The sequence below is a fragment of the Bradyrhizobium sp. SZCCHNR1051 genome, assembly GCF_032489615.1.
In the GTDB taxonomy this organism is placed as follows: domain Bacteria; phylum Pseudomonadota; class Alphaproteobacteria; order Rhizobiales; family Xanthobacteraceae; genus Bradyrhizobium.
Map to the genome: position 1 here is coordinate 160,622 of NZ_JAUEYJ010000014.1, position 21,680 is coordinate 182,301.

At 66.8% G+C, this 21,680-nt stretch carries 24 protein-coding genes; 10 read left to right on the top strand and 14 right to left on the bottom strand.

Going from position 1 to position 21,680, the window contains the following annotated elements; genetic code table 11:
• Nucleotide 1 precedes the first annotated feature (1 nt).
• On the top strand, nucleotides 2-295 hold the full coding sequence (locus QW868_RS18725; protein WP_315812432.1) for a hypothetical protein: 294 nt from the start codon (nucleotides 2-4) through the stop codon (nucleotides 293-295).
• Between the two features lie 152 nt (nucleotides 296-447).
• Here the strand turns inward: QW868_RS18725 and QW868_RS18730 are convergent, their stop codons facing one another.
• Nucleotides 448-774 carry an addiction module antidote protein gene (locus tag QW868_RS18730; protein ID WP_315812431.1) on the bottom strand — a complete coding sequence of 109 codons (327 nt, stop codon included), beginning with the start codon at nucleotides 772-774 and terminating at the stop codon, nucleotides 448-450.
• Between the two features lie 131 nt (nucleotides 775-905).
• Here QW868_RS18730 and QW868_RS18735 point away from each other — a divergent pair, with 131 nt between their 5' ends.
• Together QW868_RS18735 and QW868_RS18740 are read left to right on the top strand one after the other, a co-directional pair.
• Nucleotides 906-1,112 (top strand): hypothetical protein, encoded by a 207-nt coding sequence (locus QW868_RS18735; RefSeq protein ID WP_315812430.1) that lies wholly within the window; start codon nucleotides 906-908, stop codon nucleotides 1,110-1,112.
• Entirely contained in the window at nucleotides 1,105-1,401 is a 297-nt protein-coding gene (locus tag QW868_RS18740; protein ID WP_315736211.1) for a type II toxin-antitoxin system RelE/ParE family toxin, read from the top strand. Before QW868_RS18735 ends, QW868_RS18740 begins: the two co-directional genes overlap by 8 nt.
• Nucleotides 1,402-1,407: 6 nt before the next feature.
• On the opposite strand, the gene lysA is transcribed toward QW868_RS18740, so the two are convergent.
• The 3 genes from lysA to argH form a co-directional block, all read right to left on the bottom strand.
• Nucleotides 1,408-2,673, bottom strand: coding sequence for a diaminopimelate decarboxylase (gene lysA, locus QW868_RS18745; protein WP_316231170.1), 1,266 nt, complete (start codon nucleotides 2,671-2,673; stop codon nucleotides 1,408-1,410).
• 340 nt (nucleotides 2,674-3,013) lie between these two features.
• A complete protein-coding gene (gene lptM, locus QW868_RS18750) occupies nucleotides 3,014-3,307 on the bottom strand; it encodes an LPS translocon maturation chaperone LptM (protein WP_315777787.1) in 294 nt (97 codons plus the stop codon).
• Between the two features lie 83 nt (nucleotides 3,308-3,390).
• Nucleotides 3,391-4,782, bottom strand: coding sequence for an argininosuccinate lyase (gene argH / locus QW868_RS18755; protein WP_316231171.1), 1,392 nt, complete (start codon nucleotides 4,780-4,782; stop codon nucleotides 3,391-3,393).
• Between the two features lie 98 nt (nucleotides 4,783-4,880).
• On the opposite strand from argH, the gene tlpA reads away from it, so the two are divergent.
• Entirely contained in the window at nucleotides 4,881-5,570 is a 690-nt protein-coding gene (gene tlpA / locus QW868_RS18760) for a thiol:disulfide interchange protein TlpA (protein WP_316231172.1), read from the top strand.
• Between the two features lie 9 nt (nucleotides 5,571-5,579).
• Here tlpA and QW868_RS18765 read toward each other — a convergent pair whose 3' ends face one another.
• The 6 genes from QW868_RS18765 to QW868_RS18790 form a co-directional block, all read right to left on the bottom strand.
• Entirely contained in the window at nucleotides 5,580-5,777 is a 198-nt protein-coding gene (locus QW868_RS18765; protein ID WP_315736206.1) for a putative motility protein, read from the bottom strand.
• Between the two features lie 78 nt (nucleotides 5,778-5,855).
• Complete coding sequence (locus tag QW868_RS18770) at nucleotides 5,856-6,734, bottom strand: 3-hydroxybutyryl-CoA dehydrogenase (protein ID WP_315812426.1); 879 nt, start codon at nucleotides 6,732-6,734, stop codon at nucleotides 5,856-5,858.
• Between the two features lie 99 nt (nucleotides 6,735-6,833).
• Entirely contained in the window at nucleotides 6,834-7,778 is a 945-nt protein-coding gene (locus QW868_RS18775; RefSeq protein WP_315736204.1) for an electron transfer flavoprotein subunit alpha/FixB family protein, read from the bottom strand.
• A complete protein-coding gene (locus QW868_RS18780; protein ID WP_315777790.1) occupies nucleotides 7,778-8,527 on the bottom strand; it encodes an electron transfer flavoprotein subunit beta/FixA family protein in 750 nt (249 codons plus the stop codon). The genes QW868_RS18775 and QW868_RS18780 overlap by 1 nt, the downstream gene beginning before the upstream one ends.
• A gap of 118 nt (nucleotides 8,528-8,645) precedes the next feature.
• Nucleotides 8,646-9,218 carry a cob(I)yrinic acid a,c-diamide adenosyltransferase gene (locus tag QW868_RS18785; protein WP_315736202.1) on the bottom strand — a complete coding sequence of 191 codons (573 nt, stop codon included), beginning with the start codon at nucleotides 9,216-9,218 and terminating at the stop codon, nucleotides 8,646-8,648.
• A gap of 44 nt (nucleotides 9,219-9,262) precedes the next feature.
• On the bottom strand, nucleotides 9,263-9,457 hold the full coding sequence (locus QW868_RS18790) for a twin transmembrane helix small protein (protein ID WP_015664263.1): 195 nt from the start codon (nucleotides 9,455-9,457) through the stop codon (nucleotides 9,263-9,265).
• 131 nt (nucleotides 9,458-9,588) lie between these two features.
• Between QW868_RS18790 and QW868_RS18795 the strand changes: the two genes are divergently transcribed.
• Nucleotides 9,589-10,482: a YihY/virulence factor BrkB family protein gene (locus QW868_RS18795; protein ID WP_315755938.1), complete on the top strand. Its 894-nt coding sequence runs from the start codon at nucleotides 9,589-9,591 to the stop codon at nucleotides 10,480-10,482.
• Here QW868_RS18795 and QW868_RS18800 read toward each other — a convergent pair.
• Both QW868_RS18800 and gluQRS read right to left on the bottom strand, forming a co-directional pair.
• Nucleotides 10,409-11,563: an ATP-binding protein gene (locus QW868_RS18800; protein WP_410051310.1), complete on the bottom strand. Its 1,155-nt coding sequence runs from the start codon at nucleotides 11,561-11,563 to the stop codon at nucleotides 10,409-10,411. The genes QW868_RS18795 and QW868_RS18800 overlap by 74 nt on opposite strands.
• Before the next feature lie 558 nt (nucleotides 11,564-12,121).
• Entirely contained in the window at nucleotides 12,122-12,991 is an 870-nt protein-coding gene (gene gluQRS, locus QW868_RS18805) for a tRNA glutamyl-Q(34) synthetase GluQRS (RefSeq protein ID WP_316231174.1), read from the bottom strand.
• 123 nt (nucleotides 12,992-13,114) lie between these two features.
• Here gluQRS and QW868_RS18810 point away from each other — a divergent pair, with 123 nt between their 5' ends.
• The 5 genes from QW868_RS18810 to QW868_RS18830 all read left to right on the top strand — a co-directional run bounded on the left by QW868_RS18810 (nucleotide 13,115) and on the right by QW868_RS18830 (nucleotide 19,030).
• Nucleotides 13,115-13,768 (top strand): DNA-3-methyladenine glycosylase 2 family protein, encoded by a 654-nt coding sequence (locus QW868_RS18810; protein WP_316231175.1) that lies wholly within the window; start codon nucleotides 13,115-13,117, stop codon nucleotides 13,766-13,768.
• Between the two features lie 108 nt (nucleotides 13,769-13,876).
• Nucleotides 13,877-14,968: a DUF2855 family protein gene (locus tag QW868_RS18815; protein ID WP_316231176.1), complete on the top strand. Its 1,092-nt coding sequence runs from the start codon at nucleotides 13,877-13,879 to the stop codon at nucleotides 14,966-14,968.
• 75 nt (nucleotides 14,969-15,043) lie between these two features.
• Entirely contained in the window at nucleotides 15,044-16,015 is a 972-nt protein-coding gene (locus QW868_RS18820; protein ID WP_316231177.1) for a peptidyl-alpha-hydroxyglycine alpha-amidating lyase family protein, read from the top strand.
• A 222-nt stretch (nucleotides 16,016-16,237) separates the two neighbouring features.
• Nucleotides 16,238-16,795, top strand: coding sequence for an HNH endonuclease (locus QW868_RS18825; protein WP_009025578.1), 558 nt, complete (start codon nucleotides 16,238-16,240; stop codon nucleotides 16,793-16,795).
• 273 nt (nucleotides 16,796-17,068) lie between these two features.
• Entirely contained in the window at nucleotides 17,069-19,030 is a 1,962-nt protein-coding gene (locus QW868_RS18830; RefSeq protein WP_315812421.1) for a putative bifunctional diguanylate cyclase/phosphodiesterase, read from the top strand.
• Nucleotides 19,031-19,050: 20 nt separating this feature from the next.
• Here QW868_RS18830 and QW868_RS18835 read toward each other — a convergent pair whose 3' ends face one another.
• Nucleotides 19,051-20,346, bottom strand: a complete 1,296-nt coding sequence (locus QW868_RS18835) for an MgtC/SapB family protein (protein WP_316231178.1) — start codon at nucleotides 20,344-20,346, stop codon at nucleotides 19,051-19,053.
• A gap of 83 nt (nucleotides 20,347-20,429) precedes the next feature.
• Nucleotides 20,430-21,641 carry an APC family permease gene (locus tag QW868_RS18840; protein ID WP_316231179.1) on the bottom strand — a complete coding sequence of 404 codons (1,212 nt, stop codon included), beginning with the start codon at nucleotides 21,639-21,641 and terminating at the stop codon, nucleotides 20,430-20,432.
• Nucleotides 21,642-21,680: the final 39 nt, after the last annotated feature.

The window sequence follows — 21,680 nt, forward strand, 5'->3', positions numbered from 1 at the left end:
CATGAAAGCAGATCAAATCACAAAGACACTCGACGACTTGATCGAGACGCTTGCTGCCGTCGAACATGAGCGCTGGTCACACTGGCAGCGGTATGTGCACCAGCATGGTATTAGCCAATCGGATGGTTCGCTGGTGATACCAGCCGATCTTGTTATTCGATGGGAAAATCAGATCATAACGCCTTATGCAGAGCTGAGCGAGAGGGAAAAGGAAAGCGACCGTGAACAGGTGAGGAAATACTTGCCGTTAATCGTGCGGGCGCTTGCGCGGACTGACCATGAAGACTCCAACTGAATCGGTCTCGGGAATGTTCGCGACCAAGCCAGCGTGCCGACGTATCCGTTGCGATCATTTGCTCGACGTCGATCCGCGAACGGATCACCCCGGCCTGATCCGCCCTTGACCAGCAACTCGGAATTACGGTGACGCTGCATGAAACCTGGCGCCTACGGTCGCAACGCTGCGGCTTTCGTCTTCGGCTTGGCGCGGGCCGGCTCGGCCGTCAGCCGGATTCCCATCGCGGTGATGATGCGAAGGACGGTCGCGAACTCCGGGTTGCCGTTTTCGCCGAGGGTCTTGTAGAGCCCCTCCCTGGTCACGCCGGCGGCCTTTGCGACCTGGCTCATGCCCTGCGCCCGGGCGACGAGATTGAGAGCGTCGCGGACCTCGGCGGGATCGCCATCGGCGAGCACGATGTTGAGATACTCGGCACGGGCGGCCGGTGTGCGAAGGTGCTCAGCGGCGTCGAACTTCTTCAGCTTGCTGACCTTCATCCTCAATCCTCCAATGTCGCCGCGAGGTCCTGGGCCTTCCGGATATCCTTGTCCTGGGTCTACTTTGTCGCCCCCGCGGCAGACTGGAACACCCCCTCGCATGTCCCGACGACCCGTGTTATTTTGCGGATATGACCGATGCAACCACCCGTGCAATGCCTTCCGCTCTGCCGCCGAGCGAAGCCGAGCTTGCCGAATGGCGGGCTTTGAGCCGCGAAGAGCAGCTCGCGCGCTACCGCGAGGTTCTGCAGCATCCCGACTGCGAGCGCATCAGCTGCTCGACCATGAGCGATATTCGCGCTGAGGCCCAACGGCGCGCCGCGGCTCGCCGTGGCTGAGTTCAAGCTCTCAGCCCGCGCCGAGGCTGATCTGCTTGAAATCTACGATTATACGAACAGCACTTTTGGTACGTACCAAGCCGACGCCTACCATGCCGGGCTTGAGCGGACGTTCGATCTGCTGGCGAATTTTCCGCGGATCGGTGCGAGTGTGGACGATATTGCGCCCGGGCACCGGCGGTTTCGGTTCCAGGCGCATATCGTGTTCTACACCGAAGATCGCGACGGCGTCGTGATCCGCGCCATCATGCATCACTCGCGCGAGATCAGGCCCGATCTGTTCGATTGATCGTCCTCACAGCCAGGGCGCCGGCGTGTCCATCGCGATCAGCTGCTCGACCTCGATGCGCGGGCGGATCACCGCGGCCTGGTCGCCCTTGACCAGCACCTCCGGCACCAAAGCGCGGGTGTTGTAGGTGCAGGCCTGGACGGCGCCGTAGGCGCCTGATGTCATGATGGCGAGGAGGTCGCCCGGCTTGGGCTCGGGCAGCGTGCGGTCGAGCGCGAGGTAGTCGCCGCTCTCGCAGACCGGGCCGACGACGTCGGCCACGAACGACGGCGCACCCGGCGCCGGCTTCATCACCGGCAGGATGTCGTGATGGGCCTCGTAGAGCGTCGGGCGGATCAGGTCGTTCATCGCGGCGTCGATGATGACGAAGTTCTTGGCCTCGCCATGCTTCACATAGATCACCCGGGCGACGAGGATGCCGGCATTGCCGACGATCATGCGGCCCGGCTCGAACATCAGGGTGCAGCCGAGATTGTGCGAGATGCGCTTGACCATCGCGGCATAGGCGGCGGGCTCAGGCGGCACCGCGCGGTCCATGTGATAGGGGATGCCGAGGCCGCCGCCGAAATCGACATGGGAGATGTCGTGGCCGTCGGCGCGCAGCGTCTGCACGAACTCGGTCAGGATGCGGAACGCCGTCTCCATGGGGCCGAGATCGGTGATCTGGCTGCCGATATGGACGTCGACGCCGGTGACCTTGATGCCCGCCATCTTCGCCGCGCGGGCGTAGACGCGGCGCGCGTGATCCAGGGGAATGCCGAACTTGTTCTCCGACTTGCCGGTCGAGATTTTGGCGTGGGTGCCGGCGTCGACATCCGGGTTGACGCGCACGGAGATGCGGGCGGTGTGGCCGGTCTCGACCGCGAGGCGCGCCAGCAGATCGAGCTCGGGCTCGGATTCGATGTTGAGGCAGTGGATGTCGGCTGCGAGCGCGGCGCGCAGCTCGGCCTCGGTCTTGCCGACGCCGGAGAACACGATCTTGCGCGAGGGGATGCCGGCCGCCAGCGCGCGCTTCAATTCACCGCCGGAGACGACGTCGGCGCCGGCGCCGAGATTGGCCAGGGTGCGCAGCACCGACTGGTTGGAGTTGGCCTTCATCGCGTAGCAGATCAGCACGTCCTGGCCGGTGAAGGCCTCAGCGAACACGCGGTAGTGCCGCTCCAGGGTCGCGGTGGAGTAGCAGTAAAACGGCGTGCCGACGGTGGCGGCGAGTGAGGTGAGATTGACGGCCTCGGCGTGCAGCACGCCGTCGCGGTAGTCGAAATGATTCATGGGTCTGATCCGCGCACGGGGCCGCGAGAAGGTTGATTGTGGCGGCGAATTGCCGGGAAATGAGCCGGAATGTCAATTGACGCTGCCGTCCTCGCCGAGGCACAGATGCCGCGCCGTCCGGGCCTCATGGTTCGAGACGCGCCGCGCGCGGCGCTCCTCACCATGAGGGTGGAGATCTCGCCGGGGGCCAGGTCGCGCCACAAGTTCAGTCCTCGTCCTGAGGAGCCCGCCGGAGGCGGGCGTCTCGAAGGACGGTGGCGGCCTAGGTGCCTGCGCAGGCGTCGGTCGGATGCGATCTCCCCCGGAGAAGGGGTGGTGCCCGTCGCGGGCGCGTCAGCCGCTATTTGCTGTCGAGCAGCGGGTCGAGGATGAAGGGTTTCTTCTGGCCGCGGGTGGCGGCGGGGGCGGCGTCGGCGCCGTAGCCGGAGTTGAACAGGCCGGGCTTGTTCGCAGCTTCCGTCGCGGTGTCGGCGGGAGCGGCCGACATCTGCGGCGCCGGCGGGGAGTTGGCCGGCAGGTCCAACGGGCCCTTGCGCCCGCAGGCGGCGAGCAGAAGGGCTGCGGCGCCCATGACCAGGAGGGCGCGGGCTACGGACAGCGGACGGCGACTGCGATTCACGTGTGAGATCCCCATGCGGGCGGCACCATACAGAGATTGACCGGATGTGGCGAGTGCCGGAGAGCCACGCCACGCCGGTCAAATTTCAGACAGCAGCCCTACTTTCGCTGTTTTTCCAGCCGCTTCAGCCAGCTCTTGGCCTGGGACGCCACGTTCTTCGGGGCGGTGCCGCCGAAGCTGGTGCGGCTCTTCACGGACGCCTCCACGGAGAGCACGCCGAGAACGTCGGCTGAAATCTTCGGCTCGACCTCCTGCATCGCCGTCAGCGGCAGCTCGTGCAGGGCGACGCCCTGCTTGGCGGCCAAGGCCACGATCCGCCCGGTGACGTGGTGGGCCTCGCGGAACGGCATCTTGAGCGTGCGCACCAGCCAGTCGGCGAGGTCGGTCGCCGTCGCATAGCCCTCGCCGGCCGCGGCCTTCATGCGGGCCTCGTCCGGAACGAGGTCGAGCGCCATGCCGGTCATGGCGCGGATGGCGAGCGACAGCGCCGCGAAGGCCTCCATCGCGCCCTGCTTATCCTCCTGCATGTCCTTCTGATAGGCGAGCGGCAGGCCCTTCATGACGATGAGCAGCCCGTTCAGCGCGCCGATGACGCGGCCGGTCTTGGCGCGGACCAGCTCGGCGGCATCCGGATTGCGCTTCTGCGGCATGATCGAGGAGCCGGTGGTGAACTTGTCCGACAGCTTGATCAGGCCGACCAGCGGCGAGGTCCAGATCACGATCTCTTCGGCGAAGCGCGACAGATGCACGGCGCAGATCGAGGCCGCCGACAAGGTCTCCAGCACGAAATCTCGGTCGGACACCGCGTCCAGCGAATTGGCCATCGGGCGGTCGAAGCCGAGCGCCTCCGCCGTGGCGTGACGGTCGATCGGGAACGAGGTGCCGGCCAGCGCGGCAGCGCCCAGCGGCGACTCGTTGAGGCGCTTGCGGGCGTCGAGGAAGCGGCCGCGGTCGCGCCCGGCCATCTCGACATAGGCCAGCAGATGGTGGCCGAAGGTGACCGGCTGCGCGGTCTGCAGATGGGTGAAGCCGGGCATGACCGTGCCGGCGTAATCGAGCGCGCGGGTCGCGAGCGCGTGCTGGTAGGCGGCCAGCGCGGCGTCGATGTCGTCGATGGTGTCGCGCACGAACAGGCGGAAGTCGGTTGCAACCTGGTCGTTGCGCGAGCGCGCGGTGTGCAGGCGGCCCGCGGCCGGGCCGATCAGCTCGCTGAGCCGGCTCTCGACATTCATGTGAATGTCTTCCAGCGCCCGCTTGAACTCGAACGAACCCTTGGTGATCTCTGACAGAATCGTGTCTAGACCCTTGCCGATATTTTTCGCATCAGTCGCGGTGATGATGCCCTGGGCGGCGAGCATGGCGGCATGCGCCTTGGAAGCGGCAATGTCCTGTGCGTAGAGATGGCGATCGACGTCGATCGAGACGTTGATGTCCTCCATGATCGCGTCGGGACGCTCCGAGAACCGTCCGCCCCACATCTTGTTGCTCATGCCTGAACCGCTTCTGAAACCTTGCTGACCGCCGCTGGATGGGACACACCGTCCGGTATCCCGAAATTCGCGCCTCTGATAGCCGCAACCGACCCGAGATGACAAACGATAAGCCTGAGCCGTCCCCTGCCCGCCCCGCCCGCTCGCGCCAGACGCTGCTCGCGGCCAGTGCCGTCGCGGTCGTCGCCGCGGCCGGCATCGCCGCGGTGGCCTTTGGCGGATTGCTGAAGGGACGGCCGTCGGGCGACCAGGCGTGCCAGGCGGCGGTCGCCACCGCCAAGCGGATCGCGCCGCTGATCAAGGGCGAGGTGGCGGCGCTGACGGCGGCAACAGTGCCGCTGCGGCTGCCGGATCTCGCCTTCGAGGACGCCGCAGGCGCGTCGAAGAAGCTGTCGGATTTCCGCGGCAAGACGGTGTTATTGAACCTGTGGGCGACATGGTGCGTGCCGTGCCGCAAGGAGATGCCGGCGCTGGACTCGCTGCAGGCCAGGCTCGGCGGCGACGATTTCCAGGTGGTCGCGGTCAACATCGACACCCGCGATCCGGAGAAGCCGAAGGCGTTCCTCAGCGACGCCAAGCTGACGCAGCTCGCCTATTTCAGCGACCAGAAGGCCAAGGTGTTCCAGGACCTGAAGGCGGTCGGCCGCGCGCTGGGCATGCCGACCTCGGTGCTGGTGGATTCGAATGGCTGCGAGATCGCGACCATCGCGGGTCCCGCCGAATGGGACAGCGCCGACGCGATCAAGCTGATCCAGGCGGCGACGACGAAGGCGGCCGCGGGACTGTAACCAGAGATATCAGGCGGCGATGTTGAGGTTGCCGCCGACGCCGGGGCCGGCATTGGCGAGCGACAATGTCTGCTGCGCGCCGCCGAGCAGCGTCATGACCGCATCCTTCTGGGCGTTCAGGTTCTGCTTCATCACGGACGTCGCGACCTGCTGCTGAATCGCACCCGTCTGCTGCGCCATGACCGCAGCCACCAAGCTCATATCCATACGCGCTTACCTCTCTGGGGCACACGCTAGCCGAGGAGGCTTAACGAAGCGTAGCGAGGGAGCCGCGGTGGCGGGAAATTAGCGGGTCGGCACCGGCTTGGGGCCGCGATAGTCGTAGAAGCCACGCTGCGTCTTGCGGCCGAGCCAGCCGGCCTCGACATATTTCACCAGCAGCGGACACGGCCGGTATTTGGAGTCCGCCAGCCCCTCGTGCAGCACCTGCATGATGGACAGACAGGTATCGAGGCCGATGAAATCGGCAAGCTCCAGCGGGCCCATCGGGTGATGCGCGCCGAGCTTCATCGCCGCATCGATCGCCTCGACGTTGCCGACGCCCTCATACAGCGTGTAGATCGCCTCGTTGATCATCGGCAGCAGCACGCGGTTGACGATGAAGGCCGGAAAATCCTCGGAGACGGCGACCTGCTTGCCGAGCCGCCCGACGAACTCCTTGGCCGCCTCGAAGGTGGCGTCGTCGGTGGCGATGCCGCGGATCAGCTCCACCAGCTCCATCAGCGGAACCGGGTTCATGAAATGGATGCCGATGAAGCGCTCGGGGCGGTCGGTGCAGGCGGCGAGCCGGGTGATCGAGATCGACGAGGTATTGGAGGCGATGATCGCCTCCGGCTTCAGCACCGCGCACAGATCGTGGAAGATCTTGCGCTTGACGTCCTCCTTCTCGATCGCCGTCTCGATGACGAGATCGCAGTCGGCCAGCCCGTCGAGGGTTTCGCTGATCGAGATATGGCCGAGCGCCTGATTGCGGGCCTCCTCGGAGATGACCTTCTTGGCCACCTGACGGGTCAGGTTGCCGTTGATGGTGGCCATGCCCGACTTCAACCGGTCGGCAGTGACGTCGTTGAGCACCACGTCGAGCCCGGCCAGCGCGGCGACATGCGCGATGCCGTTGCCCATCTGTCCTGCGCCGATCACACCGAGCTTGTTGATCTGAGCCATGTTGTCATCCACCCGGACGGCACGCCTGCTGCGCCCGTCCATGCCCTTGGAAGTGAGAACACCGGCCGCCGCGGTCCCATGCGGCCGGTGCCAGCAGCGTTATTTGCCGAGCTTGCCGAGCGCCTCGGTCAGCTCGGGAACCGCCTGGTACAGGTCGGCCACCAGGCCGTAATCGGCGACCTGGAAGATCGGCGCGTCCTCGTCCTTGTTGATCGCGACGATCACCTTGGAGTCCTTCATGCCGGCCAGATGCTGAATGGCGCCTGAAATGCCGACTGCGACATAGAGCTCCGGCGCCACGACCTTGCCGGTCTGGCCGACCTGCCAGTCGTTCGGCGCGTAGCCTGCGTCAACCGCGGCACGCGAGGCGCCGACGCCGGCGCCGAGCTTGTCAGCCAGCGGCTCGATGTATTTGGCGAAGTTCTCGCGGCTCTGCATCGCGCGACCGCCGGAGACGATGATCTTGGCCGAGGTCAGCTCGGGACGGTCGCTCTTGGCGACCTCCTCGCCGACGAAGGTCGACAACGCCGGGTCGCCGGCCGCCGCGACGGTCTCGACCGACGCGCTGCCACCCTCGCCTGCCGCGGCGAAGGTCGAGGTGCGCACGGTGATGACCTTCTTGGCGTCCTTCGACTTCACGGTCTGGATCGCGTTGCCGGCATAGATCGGCCGCTCGAACGTATCGGGCGCGACGACCTTGATGATCTCCGATACCTGCATCACGTCGAGCAGCGCCGCGATGCGCGGCATCACGTTCTTGAAGCGCGAGGTCGCGGGGGCAACGATCGCGTCGTAGTTCGCGGCGAGCTTGACGACGAGGTCGGCGAGCGGCTCGGCGAGATCGTGCGCGTAGGCCGCGTCGTCGGCCAGCAGCACCTTCTTGACGCCGGCGAGCTTGGCGGCGGCATCCGCCGCGCCCTTGGCGCCCTGGCCCGCGACCAGCACGTCGACATCGGCGCCGAGGGCAGTGGCCGCCGTCAGCGCCTTGTTGGTCGCGTCCTTGATCCCGGCATTGTCGTGTTCGGCAATCAGCAGCGTGGCCATCAGAGCACCCCCGCCTCGGTCTTGAGTTTGTTGACGAGCTCGGCGACGTCCTTGACCTTGACGCCGGCCTTGCGGCCCGCCGGCTCGGTGGTCTTGAGCACCTCGAGCCGCGGCGTGAGATCGACGCCGGTGTCGGCGGCGGTCTTCTCGGCGATCGGCTTCTTCTTCGCCTTCATGATGTTCGGCAGCGACGCATAGCGCGGCTCGTTGAGGCGCAGGTCGGTGGTGACGATCGCCGGCCCCTTCAGCTTCACGGTCTGCAGGCCGCCATCGACCTCGCGGGTGACCTTGAAGTCGGAGCCGTCGACCTCGAGCTTGGAGGCGAAGGTCGCCTGCGCCCAGCCGAGCAGCGCCGCCAGCATCTGGCCGGTCTGGTTCGAGTCGTCGTCGATCGCCTGCTTGCCGAGGATGATCAGGCCCGGCTGCTCCTCCTGGGCGACGGCCTTGAGGATCTTGGCGACCGCCAGCGGTTCCACGTTGCCCTCGGCCTTGACCAGGATGCCGCGGTCCGCGCCCATCGCGAGCGCCGTGCGGATGGTCTCCGAGGCCTGCGCGGGGCCGATCGAGACCACCACCACCTCGGTCGCCTTGCCGGCTTCCTTCAGCCGCAGCGCTTCCTCGACGGCGATCTCGTCGAACGGATTCATCGACATCTTGACGTTGGCGAGCTCAACGCCCGATCCGTCGCTCTTGACGCGGACCTTGACGTTGTAATCGACCACCCGCTTGACCGGCACCAGAACCTTCATCGATCCTCTTTCGCTCTAAATTGTCCGGGGTTGACCTTTCGGGCGCGGAACCTAAAGCCCCCATCCCCCCCGGTCAACGCGCGACGGGCGAAAAAACGCAGGCCCGCACGCCGCCGGGTTAACGGTTTTGCCCGGGCACCCACAACACGTCGCCGGCGCCGTTCCGGTTCGCCGCCCGGCTGGCCACGAACAGGAAATCCGACAACCGGTTCATATAACGAATGGCGGCCTCGCTGACCGGCTCGTCGGGCTTGCCGGCGAGCTCCGTCATGATCCGTTCCGCCCTGCGGCAAATGGTACGCGCGACATGCAGATGCGCCGCCGCCGCGGTTCCCCCGGGCAGCACGAACGACGTCAGCGGCGAGAGCCGTTCGTTCAGCGTATCGATGTCACGCTCCAGGCGGTCGACCTGGCTGGCGACGACGCGCAGCCGCTCCGCCTTGCCCTCGCGCTGCGGCACGGCCAGATCGGCGCCGAGGTCGAACAGATCGTTCTGGATCAGGCCGAGCATCGCATCGATCTCGGGCGCATCGGCCAGATGCAGCCGGACCACGCCGATCGCAGCGTTGGTCTCGTCGACGGTTCCATAGGCGGAGACGCGCAGATCGTACTTGGGACGGCGCTCGCCATTGCCGAGCGCGGTCGTGCCGTCGTCACCGGTCCGCGTGTAGATGCGATTCAGGACCACCATGCTGCTTCTCAACGTCCGTTTCTCGACGCCTCGGCGTCTCGGTCTCAGCGCCCCATCGCCCAGATCGCCGCCATGGCAATGACGACCGCGACGAACTGCAGGATCACCCGCCAGCGCATCAGCTTCTGCGACAGGTTCGGCGAGCCGCCGCGCGTCATGTTGACGAGGCCGAGAAACAGCACAAGGGCGACCGCGCCGACGGCGATGGGAAGGATGAATTTACCGAGAAGTGAAGCCATCGGGGCTAGATAACACCGCAGACGCAAGAGCGCCATGGCGGATCCGCGCGGCCGGCGCTGCAACTTCTGGCTTTTGGACCCGTAATATCGGATTGTACAAACCAAGTTTCTTTTGCGGAGTGCAGGGACAGGTGAAGGCGCTTCGCTACATTTTCCACGTCGTCATGGACGCGTTCTACACCTTCCTCGCCGACGATGGCTGGGCGATCGCCAGCCATATCGCGCTGTCGACGCTGATGGCGCTGTTTCCGTTCCTGATCGTCCTGACCTCGCTCGCCGGCTTTCTCGGCTCCAAGGACCTGGCCGACCAAGCCGCCACCCTGATGCTCGAGACCTGGCCGGCGCAGGTGGCGGATGCGCTGACCGGCGAGATCCACGACGTGCTGACCACGACCCGGACCGATGCGCTGACCATCGGCGCCGTGCTCGCGGTCTACTTCGCCTCGAATGGCGTCGAGGCGCTGCGGGTCGCGCTCAACCGCGCCTATGGCGTGATCGAGCAGCGCCGCTGGTACTGGCTGCGGCTGGAATCGATCGGCTATACTCTGGTCGCCGCGTTCACCGCGCTGGCGATGTCGTTCCTGATCGTGCTCGGCCCGCTGATGCTGGCCACCGCCCGGCGCTATTTGCCGCTGGCGGTCGAAGCCAACGAGCGCTTCGTCAACCTGTCGCGCTACGGCATCACCATCAGCGCGCTGATCGTCGCGCTGTTCATCCTGCACGCCTGGCTGCCGGCGGGCCGGCGCAGCTTCATGCAGATCGTGCCCGGCATCGTCTTCACCTTCGTCGCCTCGCTGGTGTCGGGCATCGTGTTCGGCCAGTATCTGGCGCGCTTCGCCTACAACTACGTCACGATGTATGCGGGGCTCGCGTCGGTGATCATCGCGCTGGTGTTCCTGTATTTCATCGCCGCGATTTTCGTGTATGGCGGTGAGTTGAACGCCTCGATCATCAAGTCGCGGCTGCCGCGCGGCGTGTCGCTCCAAGAAGCGCAGTCGCTAGAGCCCGCGGCGAAACGGGCTTGAGCAGGAACGCGTCCGCGCCGGCAGCGCGCGAGGCCGCCTCGTCCTCGCCGCGTCCGGACACGCCGATGATCGGGATAGTCCCGTGGGGCGCGTCCAGCTTGCGAATGCGAGCAATCGCCTCGACGCCGTTGATGCCGGGCAGCACCATGTCCATCAGCACCGCATCGTAATTGCCGGCCGCGATCCGCTCCGGCGCCGCCTCGCCACGGCCGATGAACTCGGCCTGGTGGCCGAGTTCGTTGAGGATGGTGTTGAGCACCACGCGGCCGAACGGATTGTCCTCGACCCCGAGGATGCGTAACGGCCTCGTGGGCGCCAAGGTTGCGCCATTCTCCGATCCGCCTGCCGTGTTGCGCGGCGCGGCCGCAACGGTCAGCGTCACGGTCAGCGTGAAGGTCGTGCCGCCGCCTTCATGCGGCGCCACGGCGACGTCGCCCCCCATCGCGCGCGCCAGCTGCCGGACCGAGGACAGACCGAGGCCGGCGCCACCGAAGCGCGAGGCGATCGAGACATTGGCTTGGCTGAACGGGCGGAACAGCCGCTTGATCTCCTTCAGGGTCAGGCCGATGCCCGAATCCGAGACGTGGAAGGCGATCGCGGCGCGGCCCCTGCTCGCGCCTCGGCCTGCGCCCGTGCTCGGCTTGCCGCGACCGCCGCGACGTGCGGGAACGACCTCCAGCGCGACGCCGCCCTGCTCGGTGAACTTCACCGCATTGTCGATCAGGTTCTCCAGCGCAGCGCGCAGCCGCACGGGATCGCCGAACACGAGTCCCGGCAAGTCGTCGGAGACGTGGACCTTGACATCCAGCCCCTTGGCGGCGGCGCGGCCCGACAGCGAGTCTCCGGCGGCCCGCGCCAGCACGTGCAGATCGAACAGATCCTCACGCAGCAGCGCGCCGGCGGTCTCGTCCTTGGCGGCATCGACGAACAGGGTGGCGAGGCTCGACAGATGCTCCGCGCCGGCCTTGATCGTATCGACCCAGCGCCGCTCGCGCTCGCCGAGCTCGGAGGTGGCAAGCAGGTCGCTGATGGCGAGAATGCCTGTCAGCGGCGTGCGCACCTCATGAGCGAACACCGCCAGCGCGGCTTCGACGACCCCTGGTGATCCGGCGGCAGCCCTGGGCACCGACTTCGCGGTTTCGGGCTTCCTCACTCCGGACTTGGCCGCGCTTCGCCGGCTCCCCGCCATCGCCGTGACCTGAGGAACGTGCTTCTTGAGCGGTCGCGCCTTGGCGCGCTCCTTGGCCGGCGCCGCCTTCGCGGCCTTGGTCTTCGGCGTTTGTGTCTTCGGCGTTTGTGCTGCGGACGACGGCATCCTGACGGATGTCGTCCTGGAGGACGCCTTTTCAGCGGGCCCTCTGGACGCGCCGGCGGGCCTGGGCGCAGCCGGCTTGGCCGGTCGGGCCCGACGCCCCGTACTCATCTTCCGAACGCGCTTCATCATGGCCCCTGTGACATGAACTCCGAAAAACGAAGGGGCACTTGTACTGTCATGTCTCGTCGTGCCGCTTTCGATTGAAGCTCCCGATTACCCGCGCCATTGAGCAGCATGGCACGGTCGTTTCCGGGTGTCACGATGCCCCGGAGGTTGTCCCCGCCGGAAACATTCGGAGATACCAGGGCTGCGGACAGGACACGGCTAGACCATGCCGATCCTGTGTCGGATTTCCGTCGGCGAGACGCCTTCCGCGCGCAAGGCGCGCAATCCCGTCGCCTGGGTGGACTTGGACAGCTTGTGGCCCTGCGCGTCGCGAATCAGTTGGTGATGCCGATAGGCCGGGGCCGGCAGGCCGAGCAGGACCTGCAGCAGCCGGTGGACGCTCGTGGCATGAAACAGGTCCTGTCCACGCACCACCTCCGTCACCCCCTGCAGGGCGTCGTCGATCACGACGGAGAGGTGATAGCTGGTCGGCGTCTCCTTGCGCGCCAAGACCACATCCCCCCAGGCCTCCGGCCTTGCTTCGACCCTGCCACTCTCGCCCGAAGGCCCGGCGCCGTGCTCGTCCCAGGCCGCCCGGCCCGCCTGCGCGACCGCAGCGACCATGTCGAGCCGCACGGCATAGGGCGCGCCGCCGGCCATCAGTGCCGCACGGCGCGCTCCGGAGAGCGAGGTCGCGGTCCCCGGATAGAGCGGCGCGCCATCCGGATCGCGCGGCCACCTCCCCTCTGCATCCCGTTGCGCGACCATCCGCGCGACCTCGGCCCGGCTCTCGAAGCTCGGATAGACCAGCCCCATGCCCTGCAGCCGCTCCAGCGCAGCGCGGTACTCGGCGAGGTGCTCCGATTGCCGCCGCACCGGCTGCTCCCAGGCGATGCCGAGCCAGGCGAGATCCTCATAGATCGCCTGCTCGAACTCGGGGCGGCAGCGGGTCGGGTCGATGTCCTCGATGCGCAGCAGCAAGCGGCCGCCGCTCTGCTGCGCGCATTGGAAGTTCAACAACGCCGAAAAAGCGTGGCCGAGATGCAGATAGCCGTTCGGGCTGGGGGCGAATCGGAAAACGGGTGGCATGTCATCTCGTCCTTGCCGGACTTGAGCTGGCGTGGTCCGACGATCATTCTTCGCGGGCTCGTTCGATCCGAGATGGATACGCGGGTCAAGCCCGCGCATGACAATGGAAAAGGTCCCACTGAGATGACCCTTCACCTCGATAGCCAGGACATCCTCGAGGATGCGATCCGCGACCTGGTGAAGCAGGACGCGCGGCTGGCGCCGATCCTCGCCGCCGCCGGCATGCCGGCGCTGCGGCGGCGCGAGCCAGGCTTTGCCGGGATCGCGCACATCGTCTGCGGCCAGCAACTGTCGACCGCCAGCGCGGCCGCGATCTGGGGCCGGCTGCAGGCGGCATTCGATCCGTTCGATGCCGACGCCATCCGCCGCGCCCGCGCCGACCGGCTGGGACGGCTCGGTCTCTCTGCGGCCAAGATCAAGACGCTGAAGCACATCGCGCGCGAGCTTGGCGCCGGGCGGCTCAATCTCGACGTGCTCGCCAATGAGGACGCCGATGCGGCCCACGCCACCTTGACGACCCTGCCCGGCATCGGACCGTGGACCGCCGACGTCTACCTGCTGTTCTGCCTCGGCCATGGCGATGCCTGGCCGGCCGGCGACCTCGCCGTGCAGGAGGCAGTCAAGGTCGGGCTCGGCCTTGCGACGCGGCCTACGGCCAAGCAGATGATGCCGCTGGCCGAATCGTGGCGCCCGCTGCGCGGCGCGGCGGCGCATCTGTGGTGGAGCTATTACCGCGTGGTCAAGAAGCGCGAGGGCGTCATCGCATCGGCGAACTAACAACTCCGGCGAACGCCGTTTCAAACAAAGTTGGGGTTGCAAAACGGTCATCGATGTCGGCCAGGGTCGCACCACGACGCACATCATCGAACGGCCGAGGTCTTCATCATGCAATCGTCCGACTTCATCGTCACACGCAGCGATCTGCAACAGTGCAAGACGGTCGTCACCGAGCTTCCCGATGGCGACGCGCTTCCTGCCGAGGCGCTGCTGGTGAAGGTCGACCGCTTCGCCTTCACCGCCAACAACATCACCTACGCGCTGCTCGGCGAGCAGTTGAAATATTGGCAACTGTTTCCTGCGCCCGACGGCTTCGGCATCATTCCCGTGTGGGGCTTCGGCGACGTGATCGCCTCCCGCCATCCTGCCGTCGCGGAAGGCGAGCGCCTGTTCGGCTACTTCCCGATGGCGACGCATCTCGTCATCGAGGCCGCCGACGTCGGCAAGCGCGGCCTGCGCGACGCGGCCGCACACCGGCAGGGCGTCGCGCCGGTCTACAACGCCTATGCGCGGGTCGGCGACGATCCCGCCTTTGCCGGACGGCAAGGCGATCATCAGGCCCTGCTGCGCCCACTGTTCATGCTGTCGTTCCTGGTCGACGACTTTCTCGCCGAACAGGCCCAATTCGGCGCAACGACCGTGATCCTGTCCTCGGCCTCGAGCAAGACCGCGTTCGGACTCGCCCACCTCTTGCATACGCAGCGCAAGGGCATCCGCGTGATCGGGCTGACCTCGCCATCGCATGCGGCCTTCGTCCGCTCGCTCGGCTGCTACGACGAGGTCGTGACCTACGATGCGGTCGACATGCTCGACGCGACGTCGCGCGCGGCCTTCGTCGACATGGCCGGCAATGCCAGTCTGCGCGCCGCGCTGCATCGACACTACGGCGACAACCTCGTCTACTCCGGCCGCATCGGCCTGACGCATCAGGACGGCAGCGATGATGTCGAGACGCTTTCCGGCGCCCGGCCCACCTGGTTCTTCGCGCCTGACCAGATCAGGAAGCGCGCCAAGGAATGGGGACCGGGCGGCATCGAGGCGCGGCTCGGCGCGGCGTGGCGGGACTTCGCTCCGCGGCTCGACGGCTGGCTGACGATCGTCGACGGACGCGGTCCCGACGCGGTGCGGCGCGTCTATCTCGACACGTTGCAAGGTCATATTCCGCCGCATCAGGGCCACATGCTGACGATGGCGACGTAACCAGGTTTTCACCCGCGACCAAAGCCGTGTAGCGTTGCCAGGACTGAGGTTGCACGGAGGCAGGGAGGCGAGGCGATGTCCATTCTCGGAACGGGCAATTTCACCTATCGCGTCGTCAAGGACTGGGCCAGGCTGCCCGAGGGCTGGGCGCTGACCGACGTCGCCTCGGTTGCCGTGGATAGCAAGGACCGCGTCTACGCCTTCAATCGCGGCGCCCATCCGATGATCGTGTTCGACCGCGGCGGCAATTTCATCAAGAGCTGGGGCGAGGGCCTGTTCAGCCGCGCCCACGGCCTGTCGATCGACGGCGACGACAATCTGTACTGCACCGATGATGGCGACCACACCGTCCGCAAATGCACTCCGGAAGGGACGGTGCTGCTGACCATCGGCCTGCCGAAGCGTCCGACCCCGTTCATGAGCGGCGAGCCGTTCAACCGCTGCACCCACACCGCGCTGTCGCCCTCGGGCGAGATCTATGTCTCCGACGGTTACGGCAATGCGCGGGTCCACAAATACACCCCCGACGGCCGGCTGATCCGCAGCTGGGGCGAGCCGGGCTCCGATCCCGGCCAGTTCAACATCGTTCACAACATCGCGACCGATGCCGATGGATTCGTCTACGTCGCCGATCGCGAGAACCACCGCATCCAGATCTTCGACGGCGACGGCCGCTACGAGATGCAGTGGAACAATCTGCACCGGCCCTGTGCGCTGTGTGCCTGCGGCGCCGGGCGCAGGACCTTCATCATCGGTGAGCTCGGTCCGGGCATGCCGGTCAACCTCAACGTCCCCAATCTCGGCCCTCGCCTGACCATCACGGATGCTGGCGGTCAGCGGCTGGCGCGGCTGGGCGGCGAGCACGGCCCGGGCCTGGAAACCGGCCGTTTCCTGGCGCCGCACGGCCTCGCCATCGACAGCCGCGGCGACATCTATGTCGGCGAGGTCGGCGTCACCAATTGGAGCACGAGCTTCCCGGACCGGCCGATGCCCGCCGAGGTCAACATCCACCGCTGCCTGCAGAAGCTGGAGCGTGTCCAGGCCTGACGACGCCTCGCCAGCCAGTTGGGGCGGCGACCGCAGATCTGCGACTGATTTGCAGTGCAGCTGCAAACCACTCTGCCGCCGTTTTGACGCCTTTCGGGCGCCGCCTCGAAAGACGGGAGAAGCCGTGTCAAGCCATTCTTGGGGCTTCACAATCCCGTCACGCTGCATGTAGTATGTGAGGGCATGCTGCTTCGCAGCCGTTATGGAGGCCAGGAGCGTTACTTGAACGCACATGTCTCGCAAGGCGGTTGGCCGGTGTTGGTGCTGAACGCGGACTTCCGGCCGCTGAGTTATTACCCACTGTCTCTCTGGTCGTGGCAAGACGCGATCAAGGCGGTGTTCCTCGATCGCGTCAACATTGTCGAGTACTACGACAGAGCGATCCGAAGTCCCTCCTTCGAGATCCAGCTGCCCAGCGTGGTTTCGCTGAAATCCTTCGTAAAGCCGACGACGCATCCGGCCTTCACCCGCTTCAACGTCTTCCTCCGCGACCGCTTCGCCTGCCAGTACTGCCACTCCGGCGACGACCTGACCTTCGACCACGTCATTCCCCGCAGCAAAGGTGGCCAGACCACCTGGGAAAACGTCGTCGCCGCCTGCTCGCCCTGCAATCTGAAGAAGGGCAATCTGACCCCGCAGCAGGCCAAGATGTTCCCCAAGCAGGCGCCCTACGCGCCGACCGTCCACCAGCTCCATCGCAACGGCCGGCTGTTTCCGCCGAACTACCTGCACGACAGCTGGCTCGACTATCTCTATTGGGACACCGAGCTCGATCCGTAGCGGATCGGCGCTTTGTCGTCGTCGTTGGACCTCTGTGAAATGGCGGAAGCGCTCGCACGGCCGTGCCGGCTGGGGGTGATCGATGTCCGACGTCGACGACCACCGGCTCGATCGGCCAGACGGCTCGCCGCATGGCTCGGCCGTCCAGCGGTATAATGGGCTGGATTAACCCCACCTTAGGCCCCTGTTCAGCATGCTCCTGCGTCGCCGCGTTGGGCGCCGCCATGGCTGCCCGCTTCCGTCACCGATTCAGCAGGGCCGTCCGTTCCGCGCATGCAGACCGCAATCACCGAGTGCAAAGCGGCGGCGCTCGCGAAAGCCCAGGCAGCGAGCTCGCTGCAGAACATTTCCCTGACGCTGTTCGCCAATGTGGCGATCGCAACGTCGCTGGCGCTGTTGCTGTATCTCAGAGAGGGGGGCACGCTCATCTTCTGGTGGCTGGCAGCCGCCATCACCTTCGCGGCGCTCCGCGCTGGATGGGTGTCGTACCTGAAGTCTTCCGGACGGATCGAGCGCGATCCACGGCGCGTGCTGCGCAATCTCACCATCATGGCTTTCGCCAGCGGAGTGCTGTGGGCGATCGTCCCGCTCGCGCTGCCGGCCTTCTCCCGCGCGCACAACGTCAACGACGTCGTCTTCATCATGGCCGGCACCACCACCGGCGCCATCATCCAGAGTCTTGCTTATTCGCCGATGGCGATCGCCTTCGGCGCGCCGCTGATGGGCTCGACCGTGTTGCGAATGCTGATCTCGGGCAGCGATGTCGACTACATCGTTGCGGTCGACGTCGCATTCCTGACCTTCATGCTGTTCCGCGCATCGCGGCTCGGCGAGCGCAACTTCATTGCGAGCCAGAATACCGCCATCGAGGCGACGGTGCTGGCGGAATCCGTCGCCGAGGCCAACCACGCCCTGGAGCGTCTGGTTCGCACGGACTCGCTCACCGGGCTTGCCAATCGCAGTCACTTCCGCACCGTGGCCGCCGCGGCCTGCCGTTCCGGACGCGGGGTCGCATTCCTCCTGATCGACGTCGACAACTTCAAGACCATCAACGATACGCGCGGCCACGACGCCGGCGACCGGGTCATCCAGGCAGTGGCCACGCTGCTGCAATCCGCCTGCCACGCCGACGATCTGCCGGTCCGCCTGGGCGGCGACGAGTTCGTGGTCGTCATGCAGGGTGACGATGTCGCAAGCCGATCCGTCGCACTCGCCGAATGGCTGATGGCCGCCCTCACGCAGCCGCTCGCGATCGCGGGCCAGGTGCTGCCCGTCAGCTGCTCGATCGGCATCGCGGCGCATGCGGAAGGCTCGATCGATCTGGAAGAGCTCTCCGCCCGCGCCGACGTCGCGCTGTATCGCGCCAAGGACGACGGTCGCGGCTGCATGCGCGTATTCGACGCCAAGATGCAGTCCGAGCTGACGCTGCAGCGCCGGCTCGATGCGGAGCTCCCCGCCGCGCTGGCCCGCCGCGAGCTGCACGTCGAATTCCAGCCCCAGGTCGCGATGGCCACGCAGGAGGTCATCGGCTTCGAGGCGCTGCTGCGCTGGAAGCACCCGAGCGCCGGACTGATCCCGCCGCCGGACATCGTGTCCGCGGCGATCCGATTGCGCCTGTCCGGCCAGCTCACGGAGTTCGTGGGCGAGCGCGTCTGCGCGTTCCTGCGCGCGCTCGACCGCAAGAAGGCGCACGGCATCCGGGTGTCGATCAACGTCTCGCCGCGGGAATTCCCGCTTCACTCGCCGGCGCAGACCCTCAAGACCGTCTCCGAGCGCTACGGCGTCGATCCCCACCGGATCGAGATCGAGGTGACCGAAGAGGCGATGTTCGACCCCAAGCGCTGCGCCGACGAATTGAAGCTGATCGACCAATACGGCTTTGGTCTTGCGATCGACGATTTCGGCGTCGGCCATTCCTCGATTGCCAACCTGATGGCGGTCGAGATCGACACCATCAAGGTCGACCGCTCCTTCATCCACGGCATCGCCAGCAACCGACGGGATCAGCAGCTCGTCGCCGCCATCACCGCGGTGGCGCTGCCGCTCGGCCACCGCATGATCGCCGAGGGCGTCGAGAGCGAGGCGGATGCCGAGTGCCTTCGCATGCTCGGCTGCTCCTACGGACAGGGTTGGCTCTATGGCAAGCCGATGAAGGAGGACGACGCCATCGCGTGGCTCGTCCAGCATCGCAGCGGTGCTGCTGCCGCGATCGAGCGCTTGCCGCGCAGCGCGTAGGTGCGGCGCGGACGTCGCGCTCACGGATGGACCAGCACATCGGCAAGACCATGGGCGAGGCTCGGTCCGAAGGCGCCGGCCCACGCGGCGGCGATGACGAGGACGAGTCCGGGGACGAGACGCAGGGCGAAGGACGACCCGCCGCTGGTCCACGCCACCACGATCTTGCTGATCGTGTTCGCCGACAGCGCCGCGAGCACCGGAGCCACGGCATCGGCGGCGCCGATCTTGCCCGACGCGGCAAGCGCAGCCGCGGCCACCGCCGGCGCATGGGTATCGACGAGACCGGCGACGGCGGCGCTCGCCACCAGGCCGGCTTCGCCGAACGCCTCGCGCAACGCGGCCGACAGCACCAACACCGCAGAGATCGTCAGCGCCAGCAACAGCGCGCCCGGCAGGCTGAAGGCGTGTCCGGGCGGCAGATCGGCGGCGCCGCTCTGCCGCAACCCGACGATCGTGAAGATCGCACCGTAGATCGCCGCCGCCGCGCCGGCGCATAGCAGCGGAACCAGCAGCGCCTGCAGCGCCGGCAGGCTGGTGACGGCCAGCACCGCGGCGAGCTGGGCGATGGTCGCGACGGTCGACAATGTCGCGCCCGCAGCCGCGGCACCGCCGAGCTCTGGCGCCTTGCGCGCCCGCGCGCCCATCGCGCCGATCGTGGCCGTGCTGGAGACGAAGCCCGAGGCGAAGCCGGATACGGCGAGCCCGCCGCGTGCGCCGAGCAGACGCATCGAGACATGTCCGGCGGCACCGATCGCCATCATCAGGACGACGAGCGTCCAGATGCCGCGCAGATTGAGCGCGCCGTACGGACCGATCGGCCGATCGGGGAGCAGGGGCAGCACGACCAGCGTGGCCGCGGCAAAGATCAGGCCGTCCTTGAGCTCGCTCTCGCTGAGCACCGAACGGACGAAGTCGTGCAGCACCGGCCGGGCCACCAGCAGCACCGCCAGCACGACGGCGACGCCCGCCGCCAGAGCCGGTTGCTCGGTGGCGAGGCCGCCGAGCAGGACGGTCAGGATCAGCGCCGCCTCCGACGTCAGTCCCGGATCGTCGCTGTGCGAACGCCAATAGGCGATCGCGGTGAGGACCATGATTCCAGCGGTGACGACGGCCAGCAGCACCTTGCCGCCGATCAGCATGCCGATCGCGCCGGCCAGCGACGCCACGGCAAAGGTCCGCAAGCCGGCGGGCGAGCGTCCGGGCCCCTCGCCCTTGCGGCGCTCGCGCTCGAGGCCGATCAGCAGTCCGATGCCGAGCGCAACGACGATCGCGATGATCGCGGGACTGAGGCTCATGAGATCCGGCATCGACATGGTCCTGAATCACATCGCCAGGTCGACGCCGGAGACCATCGGGAAACATGATACATCGGGCTGACAGTTCCTTCCCGGCCGGCTCAAGGCGCGACGAACGCGCTGACGATCATCAGCATACACGTGATGAGACCGAGCGCAGGGACCCATAGCGGCACCCGGACATGCGGACCATCCGATCCGATGCGCCGGATGCGAATACGCAGCAGGCACAGGTTGACGATCGCAAAGATCGTCAGCGTCGCGAGCGAGGTGCCTTCCGCCAGCCGCTCCAGCGGGAAGGCCAGCGCGAGAACCGCGACCGCCAGCATGACGAGCCCGGTTGCGATCAGCGGCGTTCCGGTGCGCGGATCGACGCGGCCGGCGATGCGCGGCAGGTCGCCCTGCCCCGCCATGCCATAGACGACGCGGGCCGTCATCGTCATCTGGGCGAGAATGGTGTTGAGCGTGGACACGATCGCGATCGCATTGAAGGTGGCCGGACTGATGCCCGCTACGGCATTGAACACCACGCTGAGCGGCGCGGAAGAGGCCGACAGCGTGCCCGGCGGCACGGCGGTCACCGCAATCGCTGCAATCAGCACATACAGCACGGAGGTGATCAGCAGCGTGAGCGCCATCGCCCACGGAATGTTTCGCTGCGGGCTCTTGGCCTCTTCCACGACGTTGGCGAGGTCCTCGAAGCCGACGAAGGCGAAGAACGCGAGCAGGCCGGCGAACGTGATGCCTGAGAGAACGCCGAGATCGAGCGGCGGCGGCGTCAGCAAGGCAGGGCCGAACGCGACGCCGGAGTGAACGGCCGAAACGACGATCCACACCAGTCCGCCGGTCTCGATCAAGGTCAGCAGTCCGGCGAGCATCACCGATTCGAGAATGCCCCAGGACGCGACCATGCCGAGCGCGACCACGATTGCCATCGTGATCAACGGCGTCGGCAGATCGATCAGTTGCCGGATGTAGCCGGCGCCGCCGAGCGTCACCGCGGCCGCCGCAATGATGCCGGTGGCGAGCCGCAGCGAGCCGACCGCCGTCGACAACAGCCGCGACTTGAATGCCGCGCGGGCATAGGCGGCTTCGCCGGCGCTCACGGGATAGCGGGTCGCAAGCTCGGCATAGGAGGCGGCGGTGAACGCCATCACGAACGCCGCCAGCGCAAAGGCCCAGGAGGAATGGACTCCCGCATGACCGGCGACCGCGCCGATCAGCACGTAGATGCCGGCTCCGACGGTCACGCCCGTGCCATAGAGGACCAGCAGCGGCAGTCCGAGCCGCCGCCGCAAGCCAGATGGAGGCACGATTGGATCTTGCGGCACCACGACGTCCATTCTTGATCC

Excerpts from the sequence above, each read along its gene's own strand:
- QW868_RS18770 (WP_315812426.1), bottom strand. The coding sequence starts at position 6,734 with ATGGCTCAGATCAACAAGCTCGGTGTGATCGGCGCAGGACAGATGGGC.
- tlpA (WP_316231172.1), top strand. The coding sequence starts at position 4,881 with ATGACAAACGATAAGCCTGAGCCGTCCCCTGCCCGCCCCGCCCGCTCG.
- QW868_RS18820 (WP_316231177.1), top strand. The coding sequence starts at position 15,044 with ATGTCCATTCTCGGAACGGGCAATTTCACCTATCGCGTCGTCAAGGAC.
- lptM (WP_315777787.1), bottom strand. The coding sequence starts at position 3,307 with ATGGGGATCTCACACGTGAATCGCAGTCGCCGTCCGCTGTCCGTAGCC.
- QW868_RS18775 (WP_315736204.1), bottom strand. The coding sequence starts at position 7,778 with ATGGCCACGCTGCTGATTGCCGAACACGACAATGCCGGGATCAAGGAC.
- QW868_RS18790 (WP_015664263.1), bottom strand. The coding sequence starts at position 9,457 with ATGGCTTCACTTCTCGGTAAATTCATCCTTCCCATCGCCGTCGGCGCG.
- QW868_RS18815 (WP_316231176.1), top strand. The coding sequence starts at position 13,877 with ATGCAATCGTCCGACTTCATCGTCACACGCAGCGATCTGCAACAGTGC.
- QW868_RS18765 (WP_315736206.1), bottom strand. The coding sequence starts at position 5,777 with ATGGATATGAGCTTGGTGGCTGCGGTCATGGCGCAGCAGACGGGTGCG.
- QW868_RS18725 (WP_315812432.1), top strand. The coding sequence starts at position 2 with ATGAAAGCAGATCAAATCACAAAGACACTCGACGACTTGATCGAGACG.
- lysA (WP_316231170.1), bottom strand. The coding sequence starts at position 2,673 with ATGAATCATTTCGACTACCGCGACGGCGTGCTGCACGCCGAGGCCGTC.
- QW868_RS18780 (WP_315777790.1), bottom strand. The coding sequence starts at position 8,527 with ATGAAGGTTCTGGTGCCGGTCAAGCGGGTGGTCGATTACAACGTCAAG.
- QW868_RS18785 (WP_315736202.1), bottom strand. The coding sequence starts at position 9,218 with ATGGTGGTCCTGAATCGCATCTACACGCGGACCGGTGACGACGGCACG.
- argH (WP_316231171.1), bottom strand. The coding sequence starts at position 4,782 with ATGAGCAACAAGATGTGGGGCGGACGGTTCTCGGAGCGTCCCGACGCG.
- QW868_RS18830 (WP_315812421.1), top strand. The coding sequence starts at position 17,069 with ATGCAGACCGCAATCACCGAGTGCAAAGCGGCGGCGCTCGCGAAAGCC.
- QW868_RS18735 (WP_315812430.1), top strand. The coding sequence starts at position 906 with ATGACCGATGCAACCACCCGTGCAATGCCTTCCGCTCTGCCGCCGAGC.
- QW868_RS18810 (WP_316231175.1), top strand. The coding sequence starts at position 13,115 with ATGACCCTTCACCTCGATAGCCAGGACATCCTCGAGGATGCGATCCGC.
- QW868_RS18730 (WP_315812431.1), bottom strand. The coding sequence starts at position 774 with ATGAAGGTCAGCAAGCTGAAGAAGTTCGACGCCGCTGAGCACCTTCGC.
- QW868_RS18835 (WP_316231178.1), bottom strand. The coding sequence starts at position 20,346 with ATGTCGATGCCGGATCTCATGAGCCTCAGTCCCGCGATCATCGCGATC.
- gluQRS (WP_316231174.1), bottom strand. The coding sequence starts at position 12,991 with ATGCCACCCGTTTTCCGATTCGCCCCCAGCCCGAACGGCTATCTGCAT.